Genomic DNA, 19,766 nt, shown 5'->3' on the forward strand with positions numbered 1-19,766 from the left:
CCTGAGGGCACTTGGTGTAGAGAGTGGGCGGCGGGGGATCGTGCGGGAGGGGCTGAGAACGCCGCTGCCGCCTCCTAGGGGCTCGACGGCTGTCCATTCCGAGGTGGAGTGGGTCTGAGGCCTGCCTACGGCCCGTCCGGCGTCCCTCGACTGCGGGCATGGAGGTTCGAGCGAACTGCCCTTCTCTTCGTGGCCATGTTCAAGTGGTGAGATGTGCTGCCGGATGACGGGCGGCAGCAGTGGGCCCTGGATCCGTTGACAGGCGTAGGCCCGCTGAGTTTCGGCATGAGCCCCGACGAGGTCTCAGAGGCTCTGAGCCACGTCACGGCCGAATCGCAGAGATGCACGCGTAGTCGGTCTGCGCAGGAGACCGTTTACAGAGTCGAGGTCGGCACCTACAAAGAGTTCGGCCTGAAGCTCTACTACCAGCAGCAACGATTGGCCGGTGTCGTGGTGGATGCTCTGCGTGGACCTCAGGTCTTCGCTGACGACACGGCTCTGGTCGGCCGTGCGCCCTCGGTTTTGGAACAGTGGCTGCTTGACCGAGCCGATGGCCGTGAGCCTGGTACGGAGCTCAGTTGTATGGCCGCTGGCGTCCCTGTCTCAGAATCTCTGGGCGTTGTGATCGATGTGCAGCGGGTGGGTGATCACCTGTTGACCCGGCCGGTCTTCGTACCTTCCGAAGCGATGGACGACCTTCCCCACTTCCTGCCGGCGAGCGCATGGTCGCGGTGCTGATGAACAGGCGTCGGTACAGCGTGGCGCGTCAAACGCCGAGCGCCTCGGCGATGGCGCCTTGCCCTGCCCAGCACGGATCAGGGTGGTAGGTCCTCGTTCACCACAGGCCGCCGGTAAGGCTCTGCGCCCTGGCCGCTTCCGAACAGGCCTGAGTGCGGTCGTTGATGAGCGACCGTTCGAACTCCGCCTTGGCCACGACGTTCTGGAGAACAGGCGTCTGTCGGCCGACCTGGTGTCGACAGAGGAGAGCGCGCCGTCGAGCACACGGAACCCTAGGCCGCGCTCGCACAGGTCAAGTTTCCACACGCACAGGACGTTGCCTGGTCGGGTGTAGTCCAGCACGGCTGTCAGTTCCGGCGGCCGGTCGACGCTCTTTCCGATGGACTTGTTCTCGAAGATGCGGACGTGCCCAGGACATCAGCGTGCCGCACTGAAGTTGCGTACCTCTTCCCGCAAACCTTGGTTTTCGAGAAGCCGCGTGCTGGCCTGTACGGGGCGGTTGCCGTACCCCTCGGGACACTCTGACCAGGCGACTCCGCTGGCAGGTGACGGTGTATCTCGCTAATCCTCCTTGCCTTGGTCAGCGTCACCGTCCGACCAGGGGTGCAAGGTGGCGAAGTGACGGATTCTCTCCTGCTCGGCGGCTTCGTCGGCGGCGTCGTAGTGCCGTATCTGCTTCCACCAGCGGCCGTGGTCGTAGCCGTCGCAGTGGTTGAAGTCGGCGGCTGTGCTGCGTAGCCGCTGCCACTCACGAACGATCGCAGCCCGCTGCCACGGCTCGGGCCGCTCCACCTTGAGGAGTTGGTGCAGGAAGCCTGCGGAGTCGCTGACCAGGATGAGCAGGGACCGCATCGCGAATGACGTCTCCCCGGTCTCACCCACCTCCGCGGATACTCGCCCTAGCTGCGTATTGAGGAACGCCTCCAGGGCGCGGACGTTCTCGGGCGTCAGATCGACGGCGAATGCCAGGGTGCCTTCAAGCGATGGGGTTGTCATACGTGTGGGTCCTCCCTTTCATGCGGTGCCAACTGGAGCACCCAGGGGGCGTTGAAACAACCTGTATTTCCGTGGGACCAGAAGGTCCTGGTGCGGCGGGGGATGAAGAAGCGCGTACCGCCGCACGCCCCTTCGTCCGCAACGATTGCCGCAGATGGGGGGCATCCTCCGGGAGGGGTCACTCGCACTGCAACTGGCTGATCTGAACTCGGTGGCAGTGCCGGAGGATGCCGTAGGGGTCGGTGATCAGTTGAGGGTTGTCGTCACGGACGTCGGCCGAGGGCGACGCCGAGCTCTCTCAGCGACTGGCTTGAGCGGTTGCGGTTCGGATCCTGCCCGCAGATGGACACCCACATCCAGATCGGCCCGACCGGGAAGAAGCTGCTCCCGCTGACGGTCAAGAACGCGGGCCCGGCGCCGAAGGCTTCGAGCCCCCTCCGGGATGCGGAGGGGGCTCGTGGTGTCTTGTCAGTTCTGGCACCCGCAGCCGGATGCTGACTTGGCCTCGGCCAGGGTGACGGCCGGGTCGGCGGACTCCTCGGTCGATGTGCAGCACGAGGTGACTCCGCAGCACTCTTCGGCCGTCTCGGCGGGCACAGCGCTCTGCGCGGAGACGGACAAGGGCTTGGTGGCGCGCACGATGGCCGAGTGCATGCCGTCGGCGACAGGGTGTGTGGGGGTGATCTCGATGTCGGTGAAGCCCGCCGCTTCGAGGCCCTCGCGGTACTCCGTGAAGGACAGGGCTCCTGCGATGCAGCCGACGTAGTCGCCGCGTTCCGCGCGCTGGGCCGCTGTCAGGGAGTCCTCGGCGACCACGTCGGAGACGCCGATACGGCCTCCGGGCCTCAGGACCCTGAAGGTCTCGGCGAAGACGAGTGCCTTGTCCGTGGACAGGTTGATCACGCAGTTCGAGATCACGACGTCGATGGTGTTCGCGGGGAGCGGGATCGCCTCGATCGTGCCCTTGAGGAACTCGACGTTGGTCGCCCTGGCCTTCGCCGCGTTGGCCAGGGCGAGTTCGAGCATCTCGTCGGTCATGTCCAGGCCGTATGCCTTGCCGGTGGGGCCGACGCGGCGGGCGGACAGGAGGACGTCGATGCCGGCTCCTGAACCGAGGTCGAGGACGCGCTCTCCCTCGTGGAGGTCGGCGACGGCGGTGGGGTTGCCGCAGCCGAGGGAGGCTGCCAGGGCTTCGGCGGGCAGGGTGTCGCGTTCGTCCGCGGCGTAGAGGGTGGAGCCGAAGTTCTCGTCGACCTCGACGGGCTCGGGTCCGCAACAGGCGGTGCCGCCTTCGGTGACCTTCACGGCCGCGGCCGCGTAGCGCCGTCGGACGGCTTCGCGCAGGTCGGTGTACTGCTCGGACATGTCTGACTCCTGGATGGCGGGGCATGGCACTGCCCTGGAACGGCCTGTATTGACGTTTGTTGATGCAAGCTTGCGCCTTGGATTGAAAAACGTCAACATAGAGCCATGTCGAAACAAGAGCTGAAGATCCTCGGCCAGGACGCCGACGACGGCTGCTGCCAGGGACTTGCGTCCGCCCCGCTGGACGACAGCCAGGCCGCCGATCTGGCGAAGGTCTTCAAGGCCCTGGGCGATCCGGTCCGCCTGCGGCTGATGTCGATGATCGCCTCGCGGGGGGAGGGCGGTGAGGTGTGCGTGTGTGACCTGACGCCGGCCTTCGATCTGTCGCAGCCGACCATCTCGCACCACCTCAAGCTGCTTCGGCAGGCAGGACTCATCGACTGCGAGCGGCGGGGGACCTGGGTCTACTACTGGGTGCTGCCCGGGGTGCTGGAGCGCCTGGCCGCGTTCCTGACCACTGCCGAGCCTGCCGCGGTGACCGCGTGAACCCCTCACTGGCGCGGCGTGCGCTGGCCGAAGGGGTCGGAACCGCCGCTCTCGTCACCGTAGTGGTCGGCTCGGGCATCCAGGCGGCTGAGCTGTCACACGACGTGGGCGTGCAGCTGCTGGCCAACTCGCTGGCCACCGTCTTCGGCCTGGGCGTGCTCATCGCGCTCCTCGGGCCGGTCTCCGGCGCACACTTCAACCCGGTCGTGACTCTCGCGGCCTGGCTGTCCGGGCGTACAAGCGGAGAACCGACAGCCCCACGGGAGCCGGCCGCGTACATCTCGGCTCAGACCGTGGGTGCGGTCGGCGGTTCGGTCCTCGCTGATGCCATGTTCGCCGAACCGCTCGTGAAGTGGTCCACGCACGACCGTTCCGCCGGTCACCTGTGGTTGGGTGAGACGGTCGCGACCGCTGGGCTCGTGTTCCTGATCTTCGGCTTGATCCGTACGGGGCGTGCTCACCTGGCCCCGGCGTCGGTGGCGCTCTATATCGGGGCGGCCTACTGGTTCACCTCGTCCACCTCCTTCGCCAACCCGGCTGTGACCATCGGACGGGCCTTCACGGACACGTTCGCCGGGATCGCGCCTGCCTCCGTTGCTCCGTTCGTCGTCGCTCAACTGGTCGGCGGTGTCGTCGGCATGGGCCTGGTGGCGGCGTTGTTCGGGCGTCCCGACACTGCTCCGGCGAACACTCCTGTTCCGCAGGACGCCGCCGAAGCCGTTGCTCCCGCCACTCCCTGATCCCCGCTCCCCAGAAGGACACGTCATGACCGCCCCCAGCCACCGCCCGTCCGTCCTGTTCGTCTGCGTCCACAACGCGGGGCGTTCCCAGATGGCTGCGGCCTTCCTCGCCCACCTTGCGGGGGATCGTGTCGAGGTCCGCTCCGCCGGCTCGGCGCCTGCCGACTCGGTCAACCCGGCCGTGGTGGAAGCGATGAAGGAAGTCGGCATCGACCTCTCCACCGAGACGCCCAAGATGCTCACGGTGGACGCCGTACAGGCGTCGGACGTCGTGATCACGATGGGCTGCGGTGACGCCTGCCCGGTCTTCCCGGGCAAGCGCTACCTCGACTGGGAGCTCGATGACCCGGCCGGACAGGGCGTCGATGCGGTGCGCCCGATCCGGGACGGGATCGAGCGGCGCATTCGCGAGCTGGTGAGCGAGCTGATGGACTGACCCCGCCGACGCCTGTCGCCTAGGGCGGGCACAGCCACGGACATCAGTGGCGTGCCCATCGGGTGACGGCTGGGGCAGGCGGTGGGTGATGATCCGGGTGGGGGCGAGCTTGCCCTGCTCGATCCGGTCCAGCAGCGGCCTCATGTACTCGTGGACGTGGCACTGGCCGGTGCGCAGCGTCAGGGACCTGTTCATCCAGGCGCCCGCCGGGAACTTGTCGATCAGGCCGCCGTAGACGCCGATGACGGACACCACGCCGCCGCTGCGGCAGGACATGATGGCCTGACGCAGGGCGTGGGGACGGTCGGTCTCGGAGCGGACCGCCTGCTTGGCGCGGTCGTAGAGGGCGACGTGGGAGGCGCCGTGGGTGGCCTCCAGGCCGACCGCGTCGATGCACTTGTCGGGGCCCCGGCCGCCGGTGAGGTCGAGCAGGGCCGACCGTGTCCTCGAAGTTGATGGTGTCGTAGCCCTGGGTGGCGGCCATGTCGAGCCGGTAGGGCTCCTTGTCGATCGCGATGACCTTCTCCGCGCCCAGTACCCGTGCGCTGTCCATGGCGAACTGGCCGACCGGACCGGCGCCCCAGACGGCCACGACGTCACCGTCCTGGATGTCGCACATCTCGGCGCCCATGTACCCGGTCGGCAGGATGTCGGAGAGGAACAGCACCTGTTCGTCGGTGAGGTCCGACTCGATCTTCAGGGCGTTGGCATCGGCGAGCACCACGCGGGCGTACTCGGCCTGGCCGCCGGCGAAGCCGCCGGTGAGGTGGGAATAGCCGTATATACCGGCGGTGGGATGGCCGAACATCTTCTCCGAGATGCCGGCGTTGGGGTTGGTGTTCTCGCAGCACGAGTACAGCTCCGCACGGCAGGACGCGCAGGCGCCGCAGGCGATGGGGAAGGGCACGACGACCCGGTCGCCGACGCGGAGTGTGCCGTCGCCGACGCCGGGGCCGACCTCGAGGACCTCTCCCATGAACTCGTGGCCCATGATGTCGCCCTTTTGCATGGTGGGGACGTAGCCGTCGACCAGATGGAGGTCGGAGCCGCAGATCGCCGTCGAGGTGATCTTCGCGATGGCGTCGCGGCTGTGAGGATCGACGGGTCCGGTACCTCCTGCACCTCGACCGAGTTGCGTCCCGTCCAGCAGTTGGCCTTCATGCCAGGGCCTCCTTCAGTTCGTCCTCGGTCAGCGGGCGGGCCGGGTGCTGCGGGAACTCGCCGCGGGCCCGCTTGCCGCCGGGCGCGCCCTCGGAGCGGACGACCTCGCCGGTCTCCGCGATCTGCTTGAACCGGCGCAGGTCGTCGTCGAGTTGCTGGTGCGGTTCCTCGCCGAAGCAGCGCGCCGCGGCCTTGCCGGGCGCTCCGCCGGGCAGGTCGTAGCGCAGGGTCACCCGGTCGGCTTCTTCGTGGAGGTCGCCGGCGGCATCGAGGGTCTGGTGCGTCTGTCCGAGCCGGGCTTGCCGCCCGAGGCGGGCCCGACGTCCTCGGTGGCGGTGGAGGAGGCCGTGCGGCCCGGGGACCGGTTGACGGTCCACGTCAAGGACGTGGACCGGGAGCGGCGCCGGCTGTCGCTGTCCCTGCGACAGCCCTGAGCGCCTGTCCCTCCTACGGGTTCAGCGGGTGTCCTCCGCGTCCGGCCCGTAGAGCGCCGCGATGTTCTTCGACGACGGCCAGCGGCTGTAGGTGGGGGACTGGGGCCAGTTCTCGGGGCTGTCCTGCCACTCCTCCTGGCGGCCGTAGGGGAGGACGTCGATCAGGGGGAAGGTGTGGCTGAGCTGTTCGGTGCCGCGGCCCGTGGTGTGCCAGGTGCGGTAGACGGTGTCACCGTCGCGCAGGAAGACGTTGACCGCGAAGCCGCCGTCGGGCGGGGCGCCGACGTCGGTACCGAAGGGGCTGCCGGCGGTCGAGTACCAGGTCATCCGGTTGCCGACCCGGTGCCGGTAGGCGAGGGCCTCCTTGATCGGACCCTGGGTGACCACGACGAACCGCGCGTCGTAGGCGTCCAGGAACTCCAGGCGGGTGAACTGCGAGGTGAACCCCGTGCAGCCCGGGCACTGCCATTCCTTGCCGGTGAACCACATGTGGTGGTAGACGATCAGCTGCCGCTTGCCGTCGAAGACGTCCACCAGCCGTACGGGGCCGTCCTCGCCCTCCAGCGTGTAGTCCGGCATCTCCACCATCGGCAGGCGCCGACGCTCGGCGGCGATGGCGTCCAACTCCCGCGTGGCGGCCTTCTCACGGGCGCGGAGTTCTGCCAGGCGGTGCTGCCAGGTCTCGGTGTCTACGACGGGGGGCAGCGCGGGTGCGGTCATGGGTTCCCTCACAGGGTGTGCGCGCGGCGGTCTCTTCTGAGAGGGCAGACCCCGGCGGGCACGGGAACTCATCGGTCGGCCCGCGGCAGGACCAGGGCCGGACTGCCCGCCGTGGCCCTCCCGCTCACGACCGGGGCCCGCTACTTGCTCGCCGCGAAGCGCATCAGGGCCAGTTCGTCGCCCTGCTTGATCTTGCCCGTCACGTTGATGACCTCGAGCTTCCACGCGGCGCCGACCCGGACCGCCTTCGCGACCGCGCAGCCGTTGTCCGTGGTGAGCATGCTGGGCCAGATGTCGGCGACCTGCTGGGAGCTGCCGCCGGTGGCGTCGTAGACCTTGAAGCTGATGTTGCGGGCCTTCTGGAAGGAACTGCCCTTCTTGTAGGCCGCGGCGACGAAGACGATCGACGTGATGTGCGGGGGGATCTTCGCGAACTCGACGGTGACGGTCTCGTCGTCGCCGTCCCCGTGTCCGGTCTGGTTGTCACCGCTGTGCAGCAGGGAGCCGTTGCCGATGGGGTCGAGGGAGTCGAGGCCAGCGAGGCGCACCGGGTCGCCGTCGTGCATCGCGATGGCGATCAGGTCGAGGTCCGTGCCGGACTTGCGGCGCAGTTTGCCGATCACTCCGCCGCTGGCGCCGGCCGTGGGGTCCCAGGAGACCCCTATGGACAGATGGGTGACGCCGTCCAGGTCGGCGGGGCCGTCTTCCTTCGTGAGCGTAATCATGGGGACATACTGCACGGGTCCTCGCCATCATGAGGAGATGCCCCGGCTGACCCCGCCCGACGCCCGGTTCCAGGCCTCCTGTCTCGACGCCGTACGGGAGTTCACGGAGGCGGACCGGGATCCGGCCGCGCTGCTGGGCGAGGAGCCCGGCCCGTACGCGAAGTCCTGGCGCGAGCCGCAGGGATTCGCCGCCTACGTCGACATGCTGCGCGCGGAGGCGGAGCGCCCGCGCAGACCCGACTGGGTGCCGATGACCACCCTCTGGTACGTCCAGGGCGACACCTTCCTGGGCACGCTCTCGATACGGCACCGGCTCAACCCGTATCTGCTCGAACTCGGCGGCCACATCGGCTACGCGGTCCGCCCGGGCGCCCGGCGGCGGGGACACGCCACCGCCATGCTCCGGGCCGCGCTGCCCGTCTGTCGTCAACTCGGCATCGAGCGGGCCCTGATCACATGTGACGTCACCAACACCGCGTCTCGTAAGGTGATCGAGGCCAATGGCGGAGAATTCGAGGATCGGCGCGGTGTGAAGCTGCGGTTCTGGATCCGGACGGGGAACTGAGGCGTCTACGTCGTTATGGACCTGGAGAAGCAGCCCGCGCCGGGGCAACCGGCGCCCGAGGGGTGTCTGACCGTCGCCGTCCGCATCCCCGTACGGATCGTCGTGCTCGTGCTGGTCGTGCCCGTGCGCATGGTGTGGGACGCGCTCGTCGTGGTCGGGCGGTTCCTGCGGGACAGCGTGCTGCGGCCGTTGTGGCGGGCGCTGGTCGTCTTGCCCCTGACGGCCCTGTGGCGCTACGTCGTGGTGCCCCTCGCCAAGGCGGTCGGATGGCTCGGCAAGGTGCTCCTCGTCATCCCCCTGGTGTGGCTCTACCGGTACGTGCTGACCCCGGTCGGGCACGGCTTCGCCTGGGCCGCGCGCGGGATCGCGGCCGCGCTGGCGTGGGTGTACGCGCGCGTGCTCACCCCGATCGGGCACGGCATCGTGTGGCTCCTCAAGGGTGTCGGAGCCGTCCTCGCCTGGATCTTCACGCCGGTCTGGCGCCTGATCGCCTGGTGCGCCGGCGGGCTCGTGTGGCTGGCGGGCACGATCGTCCACGGCATCGGCGTCGCCCTGTACTGGATCGCCCGCGTGCTGCTCGTGCTGCCCGCCGTCGCCCTGTGGCGCGGGGTCCTCGCGCCCGTCGGACGCGTCCTCGCCGTCGTCGGGCGGGAGGTGTGGCACGCGCTCGGGCACGCCTGGCGGATCGCCGGGCACATCTCGCTCGCCGTCGGACGGTTCCTCGGGACCCTCTTCCGGTGGATCTTCGTGGAGCCCGTGCGCTGGGTGTACCGCACGGTGCTGACCCCGGTCGGGCACGTGGTCCGGGACGTGGTGCTGCGTCCGGTCGCCGAGGCCGCCCGCGCAGTGGGCCGGATCACCCGGGCCGCCCTCGCCTCCGCCCGCGAGACCGTGCGCGAGGCCCGCGCCGACTTCCGGCGCATGCTCTTCGGCGAACCCCGTGCGAGGGAAGCGGTGGCCCGGCGGGAACCGACCGGCGCCGACACACGTACTCTTGGTAGCAGTACGACCGCACTCACGAAGGACTGAGCGACACTGGGCAAGCGACAGCCCGAAGGCCCGCCGCCCGCACCGGCGGTGCAGCGCATCCGACTGCGCTACACCAAGCGCGGCCGCCTCCGGTTCACCAGCCACCGTGACTTCCAGCGCGCCTTCGAGCGTGCGCTGCGCCGCGCCGAGGTGCCCATGGCGTACTCGGCGGGGTTCACACCGCATCCGAAGGTGTCGTACGCCAATGCCGCACCCACCGGCACGGGCAGTGAGGCGGAGTACCTGGAGATCGCGCTCACCCAGGCGCGCGACCCGGAGAAGCTGCGGCTCCTCCTCGACGAGTCGCTGCCCACCGGGCTCGACGTCGTCGACGCGGTCGAGGCCAGGACCTCGGGGCTCGCCGACCGGCTCACGGCTTCCGTCTGGGAGCTCAGGCTGGACGGAGTGGAGCCGGCCGAGGCCGAGCAGGCGGTCGCCGCGTTCAACGCCGCCGAGGCGGTGGAGGTCCAGCGCACCACCAAGAACGGCCTCCGGACCTTCGACGCCCGCCCCGCGGTCGTACAACTCGAAACGCACAGTGACCCTGCTGATAGGCCGACGGACCAGCCCTGTGCGATACTGCGGCTGGTTGTTCGGCACGTGACGCCTGCCGTACGACCCGACGACGTCCTGTCCGGTCTCCGCGCCGTGGCCGACCTGGCGCCGCCGGTCCCCGCAGCGGTGACCAGGCTGGCGCAGGGGCTGCTCGATGAAGAGACCGGCACGGTGACCGACCCGCTCGCGCCCGACCGCGAGGCGGTCGAGGCCCCCTCAACGGCCGAACCGACCGCCACCGCGAAGGCGCCGGCGTAGGGAAGGTCCCGCGAAGGACGGGCGTCGTAGCGCAGCCCTTGTACTCGGGAGCCATCTGGGTCGGGCAGCGCACCCACACAGAAGACTTTCGCCAGGCCGTAGCCAAGAGGGCGTACGGAACCGGCGAGACAGGACACAGAGAGCTCCCGTGCGGCGCCCGCGCCCCGGACGGCGGCACCGCGCATCGCGCGAGCCGCGGACGTCACCGGCATCTCCGCCGGACCAGGCGCGACGCCCGGGAGCCTGACGGGAGACAAGCCCGCATGCTCGAACCGACCGAAGCCGCAGAGTCCACCACGGACTCCGAAGCCAACACCACCCCCAGCGACACCCTGCCGCCGCGCCGTCGGCGCCGTGCCGCGTCCCGGCCGGCGGGTCCGCCGACCGACGCCGCCGCCTCGGCTGAGGAGGTCGTCGCCCCGGCCATACCGGCCGCGGAGGCCGAGGACCTCGTCACCGACGAGGAGGAGAAGCTCGACGAGACCGTCGAGAGCACGGAGACCGAGGCACCGGCCGAGGCCGCCGTGCCCGCCGCGCGCCCGCGTCGGCGTGCCACCCGCCGGGCGTCCGCGCCCGCCGGTGCGCCCGCGGCGGCCGAGGCCGCCGAGACCGTGGTGCCGGTGGCCGCCGAGGCGCCCGCCGAAGCCGTGACCGCGCAGAGCGCGCCCGCCGTCGAGACCACGACCGAGGACGCGGCTCCGGCGCGCCCGCGTCGGCGTGCCACCCGCCGTGTGTCGGCGCCGGCCGCGGCCCCTGCCGAGACCGAGGCAGCCGAGACCGAGACCGTGGTGCCGGTGGCCGCCGCCACCGAGGCCGCCGACGAGACGCCCGCAGTGGAGACCCCCGCGCCCGCCGCGCGCACCCGGCGCCGGGCCACTCGGCGTGCCGCCGCGCCCGCCGGGGCCCCTGAGACCGCCGAGTCGTCGACCGCCGCGCAGGTGACCGCGGAGGCGCCCGCCGAGGCCCCCGCGCCCGCCGAGGTCGCCGAGGCGGAGGCCGAGGACGCGGCTCCGCGTCGCCGTCGCCGTGCCACCCGTCGCGTGTCCGCCCCGGCCGCCGAGAGCGCTGTGCCTGCTGAGAGCGCCGCGCCCGCCGAGAGCGCTGCCGAGGAGACGCCCGCCGCCGGAGCGCCCGCCGAGCCCGTCACGGAGGCTCCCGCCGCGGAGGCCCCCGTCGAGGACGCCGCCCCCCGTCGTGGCCGTCGCCGGGCCGTGCGCCAGGCCGCCACCGGGTTCTCCGAGCCCGCGCGGCGAGCCGCCGGCACCGGGGACGAGGAGAACGGCTCGCGCCGCCCCGCGCGGCCCGCGGTCGCCGTGTTCCAGGCCCCCGTCTTCACCGAGCCGCAGTTCCAGACCCCGCAGCGGGCGGCCGCCGAGGCCGCCGCCGAGGCGGAGGCCGGTCGCGACGAGCAGGCCGAGGCTGTGGCGTCCGCCGAGCCCGTCGAGGCCGTGGAAGCCGTCGAGGAGACCGCCGAGGAGCAGACCGGGTCGCGGCGCCGCCGTCGGCGCCGTGGTGCCCCCGAGGAGCCCGAGGCGCGGGAGACCGTCGCCGAGACCGTCGCCGAGGAAGAGGAGACGGACGAGGGCGCCGAGGACTCCGTCGACGAGGACGAGACCGAGGACACCGGTTCGCGTCGGCGCCGTCGTCGCGGTGGCCGTCGCCGCCGCCGGGGCGAGTCCGCCGAGGCCTCCGGTGACGAGGACTCCGACGACTCGGACGAACCCGCCGCCGACCAGACCTCCCAGGACGACGAGGAGGACGAGGACGACGAGGACGCCCGTTCCGACGAGTCCGGAGGCTCCAGCTCCAGCAGCCGTCGCCGCCGTCGCCGCCGGCGCCGTGCCGGGGACGCCTCCACCGACGCCGAGCCCGGTGACGGCGACCCCGAGCGGACCGTCGTCAAGGTGCGCGAGCCCCGTCCCCCGCGGGAACGGGGTGCCGAGCCCTCCGACGAGGTGCAGTCCATCAAGGGCTCGACCCGTCTCGAGGCCAAGAAGCAGCGCCGCCGCGAAGGCCGTGAGCAGGGCCGCAGGCGCGTGCCGATCATCACCGAGGCCGAGTTCCTCGCCCGCCGCGAGGCCGTCGAACGGGTGATGGTCGTCCGGCAGAGCGGTGAGCGCACCCAGATCGGCGTGCTCGAGGACGGTGTGCTCGTCGAGCACTACGTCAACAAGGAGCAGGCCACCTCGTACGTCGGCAACGTCTACCTGGGCAAGGTCCAGAACGTCCTGCCGTCCATGGAGGCCGCCTTCATCGACATCGGCAAGGGGCGCAACGCGGTCCTCTACGCCGGTGAGGTCAACTTCGAGGCGCTCGGCATGGCCAACGGGCCGCGCCGCATCGAGTCCGCGCTCAAGTCCGGCCAGCCCGTGCTGGTCCAGGTCACCAAGGACCCGATCGGGCACAAGGGTGCGCGTCTGACCAGCCAGGTCTCCCTGCCGGGCCGCTACCTCGTGTACGTCCCCGAGGGCTCGATGACCGGCATCAGCCGCAAGCTGCCGGACACCGAGCGGGCGCGTCTGAAGACCATCCTCAAGAAGATCGTCCCCGAGGACGCGGGTGTCATCGTCCGCACCGCCGCCGAGGGCGCCTCCGAGGACGAGCTGCGCCGCGATGTAGAGCGGCTCCAGGCGCAGTGGGAGGACATCCAGAAGAAGGCCAAGAGCGGCAACGCCCCGACGCTGCTCTACGGCGAGCCGGACATGACCGTCCGGGTCGTCCGCGACATCTTCAACGAGGACTTCTCCAAGGTCGTCGTCAGCGGTCAGGACGCCTGGGAGACCGTCCACGGATACGTCTCCCACGTCGCCCCCGACCTCGCCGAGCGGCTCCAGAAGTGGACCTCCGAGGTCGACGTCTTCGCCACGTACCGGATCGACGAGCAGCTCGCCAAGGCGCTGGACCGCAAGGTCTGGCTGCCGAGCGGCGGCTCGCTGGTGATCGACCGGACCGAGGCGATGGTCGTGGTCGACGTCAACACCGGCAAGTTCACCGGCCAGGGCGGCAACCTGGAGGAGACGGTCACCAGGAACAACCTGGAGGCGGCCGAGGAGATCGTGCGTCAGCTGCGGCTGCGCGACCTCGGCGGCATCATCGTGATCGACTTCATCGACATGGTGCTGGAGTCCAACCGGGACCTGGTGCTCAGGCGTCTGCTGGAGTGCCTGGGCCGGGACCGGACCAAGCATCAGGTCGCCGAGGTCACCTCGCTGGGCCTGGTCCAGATGACCCGCAAGCGGGTCGGCCAGGGCCTGCTGGAGTCCTTCTCCGAGACCTGCGTCCACTGCAACGGCCGCGGTGTCATCGTGCACATGGAGCAGCCGGGCTCCGCCGGTGGCGGCGGCAAGCGCAAGAAGCGCGGGCGCGGCGGCGACGGGCACGAGCACACCCATGAGCACACCCACGAGGCCGCGGTCGCCGTGGAGGCTCCCGAGGCGCCCGAAGAGGTCGAGACCGAGGCCGAGCTCGCCGCCGAGGTGGCCGAGCCGATCTCCGTGGCCCCGACCCCCGCGGCGAAGCCGCTATGGGACACAGTCGCGCCGGACGAGGAGCTGTACAGCAGCGTCGCCGAGGCGGAGGCCGCGGCCACGCGCGGACGGGGTCGTCGCAGGACGAGCCGTCGGGCGTCGGCGCCGGCCGGTGCGCCGCGCGGCGGGTCGCGCAGGTCGGGCGGGTTCGAGGAGCCGGCCGTCGAGGAGGGCCCGGTCTCCGAGAACGCCGAGGTGCCGACCGCTCAGGCGGTGCCCGCCGAGGTCGAGGCCGAGCGTCCCGTGCAGCCGGAGACGGCCGCCGAGGCCCAGGCCGCGCCGGCTGCGGCGGAGGACCCGGTGGTCGAGGCGGCTCCCGCCGAGGAGGCCGCGCCGAAGGGCCGTACCCGTCGTCGGGCCACCCGTAAGGTGTCCGCGCCCGCCGGGTCGCCCGCCGGGGCGGAGGCCGCCGTGGTGACGGTCGCCGAGGCCGCGCCCGAGCCGCGGGCGGAGGAGGCTCCGGTGGCCGCGTCGACCGAGGCCGAGCCCGAGTCCGAGCCGGTCGCCGAGAGCGCTGCCCCGGCGCGTCCGCGTCGCCGGGCCGTCCGCAAGGCCACCGCGCCCACCGCGTCCGAGGAGGCGGCCGTCGTGGTCGTGCCTTCCGCGGAGGCCCCGGCCGAGACGGAGCCCGTCGTCGAGGAGGAGTCCGCCGAGGAGGCGGCTCCGGCCAAGAAGACGGCCCGCAAGACGGCCAAGAAGGCCACGGCGAAGAAGGCCGCGACCAAGAAGACCGTGGCCAAGAAGACGGCGGCGAAGAAGACCGTCGCCAAGAAGACGACCGCGAAGAAGGCGGCGTCCAAGAAGACGGTGGCGGCCGAGCAGTCGTCGCAGCCGTCCGTCTCGTCCCAGACCGACGAGGCCTGACGGACGGTCACCGCATGATTTCGGCCAACTGAAGATCGTCCGGAGATCGAAATGCGCCCCCGGTTCGCCGGGGGCGCATTTCGTGATTCTGTGGCTATTGCGTCCGACAGACAGTTGTCAACCGGTGATCGATCGTGTGAATGGCCGGTGAATCCCCGGCCTGCCCCCAGGGTTATGATGTGAGCCGAGATTGACGCTTAATTTAGACAAATAGGGATTTTCGTGAAGGCTCTCGTGCTCTCCGGGGGAGCGGGCACCCGCCTCCGCCCGATCACCCACACCTCCGCCAAGCAGTTGGTGCCGGTCGCCAACAAGCCCGTGCTGTTCTACGGCCTGGAGGCGATCGCCGAGGCCGGGATCAGCGAGGTCGGCATCGTGGTCGGCGACACCGCGGACGAGATCCGCGAGGCGGTCGGCGACGGCTCCCAGTTCGGGATCAAGGTCACCTACATTCCGCAGGACGCGCCGCTGGGCCTCGCCCACGCCGTGCTCATCGCGCAGGAGTTCCTGGGTGACGAGGACTTCGTCATGTACCTCGGCGACAACTTCATCGTCGGCGGCATCACCGGTCTGGTGGACGAGTTCCGCGCCGAGCGCCCCGAGGCGCAGATCCTGCTGACCCGGGTCCCCAACCCCACCTCCTTCGGTGTCGCCGAGCTCGACGCCGACGGCCGGGTGGTGGGCCTGGAGGAGAAGCCGAAGCAGCCCAAGAGCGACCTCGCCCTCGTCGGCGTCTATCTCTTCACGCCGGCCATACACGAGGCCGTCCGCTCCATCGAGCCGTCCTGGCGCGGGGAGCTGGAGATCACCCATGCGATCCAGTGGCTGATCGACCAGAAGCGTGACGTCCGCTCCACGACCATCTCCGGCTACTGGAAGGACACCGGCAACGTCACCGACATGCTGGAGGTCAACCGGTCGGTCCTGGAGACCGTCGATCCGGTGAACGAGGGCACGGTCGACGAGTCCAGCGAGATCATCGGCCGGGTCCGGATCGAGGCGGGCGCCAGCGTCAGCGGCAGCCGGATCGTCGGTCCCGCCATCATCGGCGCCGGCACGGTCGTCAACGACGCCTACATCGGCCCGTTCACGTCCGTCTCCGAGGACTGCCGGATCGAGGACAGCGAAATCGAGTACTCCATCGTGCTGCGCGGCTCGTCCGTGACCGGCGTGCGCCGCGTGGAGGCCTCCCTCATCGGACGTGACGTCGAGGTCACGCCCGCGCCCCGTAACCCCAAGGCACACCGGCTCGTGCTCGGTGATCACAGCAAGGTGCAGATCTCTTCATGACCACTCGGATTCTGGTGACCGGCGGTGCCGGCTTCATCGGCTCGCACTACGTCCGTACCGTGCTCGGCCCCGAGGGCCCGGGTGACATCTCCGTCACCGTCCTCGACAAGCTGACCTACGCGGGCAACCCGGCCAACCTCGACGAGGTGCGCGAGCACCCGGGCTTCGCCTTCGTGCAGGGCGACATCTGCGACCCCGAGCTGGTCGGCAAGCTGATGGCCGAGCACGACCAGGTGGTGCACTTCGCCGCCGAGTCGCACGTGGACCGCTCCATCGACGGCGGCGCCGAGTTCGTGCGCACCAACGTGGTCGGCACCCACACCCTCATCGACGCGGCCCACCGCGCGGGCATCAAGACCTTCGTGCACATCTCCACCGACGAGGTCTACGGCTCGATCGACGAGGGCTCCTGGCCCGAGACGCACCCGCTGGAGCCCAACTCGCCGTACTCCTCGGCGAAGGCGTCCAGCGACCTGATCGCGCTGTCGTACCACCGCACCCACGGCCTGGACGTGCGCGTGACCCGCTGCTCCAACAACTACGGGCACCACCACTTCCCCGAGAAGGTCATCCCGCTCTTCGTGACCAACCTCCTCGACGGCAAGAAGGTCCCGCTGTACGGCGACGGCGGCAACGTCCGCGACTGGCTGCACATCGACGACCACGTCCAGGGCATCGAGCTGGTGCGCACCAAGGGCCGGGCCGGCGAGGTCTACAACATCGGCGGCGGCACCGAGCTCTCCAACAAGGAGCTCACCGGCCTGCTGCTGAAGGCGTGCGGCGCCGACTGGGAGACCAGCGTCGAGTACGTCGAGGACCGCAAGGGCCACGACCGCCGCTACTCCGTCGACTGCACCAAGATCCGCGAGGAGCTCGGCTACGAGCCCCGCAAGTCCTTCGAGCAGGGCCTCGCCGAGACCGTGCAGTGGTACCGCGACAACCGCGCCTGGTGGGAGCCGCTGAAGGAGCGGGCCGCGCTGTGACCGACAACCGCACCTGGCTGGTCACGGGCGCGGGCGGGATGCTGGGCCAGGACGTCCTGGCCCGGCTGGCCCAGTCGGGGGAGCGGTACGTCGCCCTCGACCGCAAGGCGCTGGACCTCACCGACGCCGACGCCGTGAGCGCGGCACTCGAGGAGCACCGGCCCGCCGTGGTCGTCAACTGCGCGGCCTGGACCGCCGTCGACGACGCCGAGACCCGTGAGGACGAGGCGCTCGCCATCAACGGCGACGGGCCCGCGAACCTGGCCGCCGCCTGCGCCCGCACCGGCGCGGTCCTGCTGCACGTCTCGACGGACTACGTCTTCGCCGGGGACGCCACCGCGCCCTACGCCGAGGACGCGCCCACCGCGCCGCGCAGCGCCTACGGCCGCACCAAGCTGGCCGGGGAGCAGGCGGTCCTCGCCACCGAGCGCGGGTACGTCGTGCGCACCGCCTGGCTCTACGGCACCGGCGGCCCCAACTTCGTCAAGACGATGATCAAGCTGGAGGGCGTCAAGGACACCCTCGACGTCGTCGACGACCAGCGCGGCCAGCCCACCTGGAGCGCCGACCTCGCTGGCCTGCTGGTCGAGCTGGGCCTCGGCGCCCTGGCCGGCACCGCCCCGGCCGGCGTCTACCACGGCACCAACTCCGGTGAGACCACCTGGCACGGCTTCACCCAGGAGATCTTCCGGCTCCTCGGCGCCGACCCGGACCGGGTCCGCCCCACCACCAGCGAGGCCTTCGTGCGCCCCGCGCCCCGCCCCGCCTACAGCGTCCTCGGCCACGGCCGGTTCGCCGAGGCCGGCATCGAGCCGCTGCGCGACTGGCGTACGGCCCTCACCGAGGCCTTCCCGGAGATCCACCGGGTCCATCTGAAGGAGAACACGGCGTGACGGTCAAGGTCAGCGTCGTCATCGCGGTCTACAACCCCGGCAAGTACGTCGAGGACTGCATCACGGGCCTGCTCCGGCAGAGCCTGACCCCGGACGAGTTCGAGGTCTACTTCGTCGACGACGGCTCCACCGACGAGACGCCGGCCCGTCTGGACCAGCTCGCCGCCGAGCACCCGCACTTCCACGTCATCCACCAGGAGTCCTCCGGCTGGTCGGGCAAGCCCCGCAACACCGGCATCGAGGCCGCCCAGGGCGAGTACGTCATGTTCGTCGACCACGACGACTGGCTCGGCGACGAGGCTCTCGAGCGGATGTACGACTACGGCAAGGCCAACGAGGCCGACGTGGTCGTGGGCAAGATGGCGGGCATCGGACGCCCGGTCCCGCAGGAGCTGTTCCGGGTCAACCGGCCGCGCGCGACCGTGTCCAACGCGCCGCTGATCGACAGCCTCACCCCGCACAAGATGTTCCGGCGGGAGTTCCTCAACGAGCACAACATGCGCTTCAAGGAGGGCCGTCGGCGGCTCGAGGACCATGTCTTCGTCGTCGAGGCCTACCTGCGGGCCAAGAGCGTCGCCGTGCTCGGTGACTACCTGTGCTACTACCACATCACCCGTGACGACGGCTCGAACGCGGGCTTCCAGCGCTTCGACCCGGTCGGCTACTTCGGCAACCTGCGCGAGGCCCTGGACGTCGTCGAGGAGCTGACCGAGCCGGGCGCGCTGCGCGACAAGCTGTTCAGCCGCTGGCTGCGCAACGAGATGGTCGAGCGGCTGCGCGGCCAGCGCCTCCTCAAGCTCCCCGAGGACTACGCCGAGGAGCTGTACACCGAGATCCACAAGGTGGTCACCGAGCGCTTCGGCCCCGGCGTCGTCGCCCGTCTCGGCCTCACCCAGAAGGTGGTCGCCGGGCTGGTCTTCGCCGACCGCTACCAGGACATCCGCACGCTCGCCGAGTGGGAGGCCGGGATCAAGCCCACCGGCGAACTCACCTCGCTGGAGTGGCAGGACGGCACCCTGAAGGTCGGCTTCGACTCCGAACTCCAGATCGACGGCGAGCCGATGACGTTCCGCCGTGACGGCGAGCGCCGGCTGCTCGGGCTGCCGCTGTCCGACGAGGCGCTGAAGGCCCTGGACGACCAGGGCATCAAGCTGGACGCCCCGCTCGCCAAGAGCGACGTCGACCTGGTGGTCCGGCACCGCGAGGACGCCCGGCAGTTCTACCTGCCCGTCACGAGCGAGCTGCACGAGATCGCCGCCGGTGACGGGGTCTTCCGGCAGCGGATCTCCGCCCGCGCCGAGCTCGACCCCGAGACCGCGGCCTCCGGCGCCCCGCTCGACAAGGGCCTGTGGGACCTGCACCTCAGGATCAAGTCCTGCGGCTGGAGCAAGGAGACCCGGCTCGGCGCGGTGCGCGGCGAGGGCGTCGAGGCCGGCCGCCTGGCCGCCCTCACCGGCGAGCCCAAGCGGCTCGTGCTGCCCTACTGGACCGAGGGCCCCGGCAACCTCTCGCTCGACGTGGACCAGCACACCAACAAGCTGGAGGGCGAAGCGGTCGCCTTCATGCCGCCCGCCCGGGGCACGGTCGAGGGTTCCGCCGTACGGCTGCCCCTGCCGCTGCACCTCGCCGCGACCGGCGGGGACACCGTCCAGCTGCGCTTCGAGCGCAAGAACGTCGGCAAGTACCCGGCCGACGCCACCCTGGACGGCCGTGTCGCCACCGCCACGCTGCCGTTGGAGAAGCTCACCGGCATGCGCTGGGCGGTCCGGGTCGGCGTGCCCTCCGCGGCCCGCGGGGAGCGCAAGTGGACGCGACTGCCCGTGGACGTCGTGGTGGACGCCGGCGGTGCCGCCAAGGTGATCGACCGGCACACCCCGTCCGCCAAGCCCGCCGCGAAGAAGGCCGCCGCCCCCACGAAGAAGGCGCCGCGCCCCTTGTGGCGCCGGGCCGCCGGGCGCATCAAGCGCGCCCTGACCAACCAGAAGAAGGGCTGACCCCCCG

The 19,766-nt window shown here is 70.7% G+C and carries 19 protein-coding genes; 13 read left to right on the forward strand and 6 right to left on the reverse strand.

The features are described from left to right. Positions 1–285 precede the first annotated feature (285 nt). A complete protein-coding gene (locus tag IF54_RS0104190) occupies positions 286–738 on the forward strand; it encodes a hypothetical protein (RefSeq protein WP_159002069.1) in 453 nt (150 codons plus the stop codon). A gap of 561 nt (positions 739–1,299) precedes the next feature. Here IF54_RS0104190 and IF54_RS39395 read toward each other — a convergent pair. After that, positions 1,300–1,734 (reverse strand): hypothetical protein, encoded by a 435-nt coding sequence (locus IF54_RS39395; protein WP_037819245.1) that lies wholly within the window; start codon positions 1,732–1,734, stop codon positions 1,300–1,302. Positions 1,735–2,202: 468 nt separating this feature from the next. Continuing rightward, positions 2,203–3,099 (reverse strand): arsenite methyltransferase, encoded by an 897-nt coding sequence (arsM, locus tag IF54_RS0104200; protein ID WP_030314591.1) that lies wholly within the window; start codon positions 3,097–3,099, stop codon positions 2,203–2,205. Positions 3,100–3,204: 105 nt separating this feature from the next. Here arsM and IF54_RS0104205 point away from each other — a divergent pair, with 105 nt between their 5' ends. From IF54_RS0104205 to IF54_RS0104215, 3 genes are read left to right on the forward strand one after another with little or no spacing between them, the layout of a single operon-like run. After that, positions 3,205–3,585, forward strand: coding sequence for an ArsR/SmtB family transcription factor (locus IF54_RS0104205; RefSeq protein ID WP_030314593.1), 381 nt, complete (start codon positions 3,205–3,207; stop codon positions 3,583–3,585). Further along, entirely contained in the window at positions 3,582–4,325 is a 744-nt protein-coding gene (locus tag IF54_RS0104210; protein ID WP_037819247.1) for an aquaporin, read from the forward strand. Before IF54_RS0104205 ends, IF54_RS0104210 begins: the two co-directional genes overlap by 4 nt. Positions 4,326–4,350: 25 nt before the next feature. After that, positions 4,351–4,761 (forward strand): arsenate reductase ArsC, encoded by a 411-nt coding sequence (locus IF54_RS0104215; protein WP_030314597.1) that lies wholly within the window; start codon positions 4,351–4,353, stop codon positions 4,759–4,761. Between the two features lie 43 nt (positions 4,762–4,804). Here IF54_RS0104215 and IF54_RS40905 read toward each other — a convergent pair whose 3' ends face one another. Both IF54_RS40905 and IF54_RS43205 read right to left on the reverse strand, forming a co-directional pair. Beyond that, positions 4,805–5,911 (reverse strand): alcohol dehydrogenase catalytic domain-containing protein, encoded by a 1,107-nt coding sequence (locus tag IF54_RS40905; protein WP_324616529.1) that lies wholly within the window; start codon positions 5,909–5,911, stop codon positions 4,805–4,807. 7 nt (positions 5,912–5,918) lie between these two features. Next, a complete protein-coding gene (locus tag IF54_RS43205; protein WP_234438911.1) occupies positions 5,919–6,155 on the reverse strand; it encodes a hypothetical protein in 237 nt (78 codons plus the stop codon). Between the two features lie 15 nt (positions 6,156–6,170). Here IF54_RS43205 and IF54_RS43210 point away from each other — a divergent pair, with 15 nt between their 5' ends. After that, positions 6,171–6,356, forward strand: coding sequence for a S1 RNA-binding domain-containing protein (locus tag IF54_RS43210; protein WP_051735315.1), 186 nt, complete (start codon positions 6,171–6,173; stop codon positions 6,354–6,356). A gap of 21 nt (positions 6,357–6,377) precedes the next feature. On the opposite strand, the gene IF54_RS0104245 is transcribed toward IF54_RS43210, so the two are convergent. Both IF54_RS0104245 and IF54_RS0104250 read right to left on the reverse strand, forming a co-directional pair. After that, a complete protein-coding gene (locus IF54_RS0104245; protein WP_030314606.1) occupies positions 6,378–7,076 on the reverse strand; it encodes a DUF899 domain-containing protein in 699 nt (232 codons plus the stop codon). A 140-nt stretch (positions 7,077–7,216) separates the two neighbouring features. After that, positions 7,217–7,801 (reverse strand): TerD family protein, encoded by a 585-nt coding sequence (locus tag IF54_RS0104250; RefSeq protein ID WP_030314612.1) that lies wholly within the window; start codon positions 7,799–7,801, stop codon positions 7,217–7,219. A gap of 37 nt (positions 7,802–7,838) precedes the next feature. Between IF54_RS0104250 and IF54_RS0104255 the strand changes: the two genes are divergently transcribed. The 8 genes from IF54_RS0104255 (at position 7,839) to IF54_RS0104290 (ending at position 19,759) form a co-directional block, all read left to right on the forward strand. After that, entirely contained in the window at positions 7,839–8,366 is a 528-nt protein-coding gene (locus tag IF54_RS0104255; protein WP_030314614.1) for a GNAT family N-acetyltransferase, read from the forward strand. 15 nt (positions 8,367–8,381) lie between these two features. Further along, positions 8,382–9,395 carry a hypothetical protein gene (locus IF54_RS0104260; RefSeq protein WP_030314616.1) on the forward strand — a complete coding sequence of 338 codons (1,014 nt, stop codon included), beginning with the start codon at positions 8,382–8,384 and terminating at the stop codon, positions 9,393–9,395. 48 nt (positions 9,396–9,443) lie between these two features. After that, on the forward strand, positions 9,444–10,208 hold the full coding sequence (locus IF54_RS0104265; RefSeq protein ID WP_030314618.1) for a TIGR03936 family radical SAM-associated protein: 765 nt from the start codon (positions 9,444–9,446) through the stop codon (positions 10,206–10,208). A 263-nt stretch (positions 10,209–10,471) separates the two neighbouring features. Further along, positions 10,472–14,599, forward strand: coding sequence for an Rne/Rng family ribonuclease (locus IF54_RS0104270; protein WP_030314619.1), 4,128 nt, complete (start codon positions 10,472–10,474; stop codon positions 14,597–14,599). Positions 14,600–14,821: 222 nt separating this feature from the next. Further along, on the forward strand, positions 14,822–15,889 hold the full coding sequence (locus IF54_RS0104275) for a glucose-1-phosphate thymidylyltransferase (RefSeq protein WP_030314620.1): 1,068 nt from the start codon (positions 14,822–14,824) through the stop codon (positions 15,887–15,889). Then, positions 15,886–16,872, forward strand: a complete 987-nt coding sequence (rfbB, locus tag IF54_RS0104280; protein WP_030314622.1) for a dTDP-glucose 4,6-dehydratase — start codon at positions 15,886–15,888, stop codon at positions 16,870–16,872. The genes IF54_RS0104275 and rfbB overlap by 4 nt, the downstream gene beginning before the upstream one ends. Then, positions 16,869–17,765: a dTDP-4-dehydrorhamnose reductase gene (gene rfbD, locus IF54_RS0104285; protein WP_030314624.1), complete on the forward strand. Its 897-nt coding sequence runs from the start codon at positions 16,869–16,871 to the stop codon at positions 17,763–17,765. Before rfbB ends, rfbD begins: the two co-directional genes overlap by 4 nt. Then, a complete protein-coding gene (locus tag IF54_RS0104290) occupies positions 17,762–19,759 on the forward strand; it encodes a glycosyltransferase family 2 protein (RefSeq protein ID WP_030314626.1) in 1,998 nt (665 codons plus the stop codon). The genes rfbD and IF54_RS0104290 overlap by 4 nt, the downstream gene beginning before the upstream one ends. The last annotated feature ends 7 nt before the right edge of the window (positions 19,760–19,766 follow it).

The sequence above is a fragment of the Streptomyces sp. NRRL B-3229 genome, from assembly GCF_000719505.1.
In the GTDB taxonomy this organism is placed as follows: Bacteria; Actinomycetota; Actinomycetes; order Streptomycetales; family Streptomycetaceae; genus Streptomyces; species Streptomyces griseorubiginosus.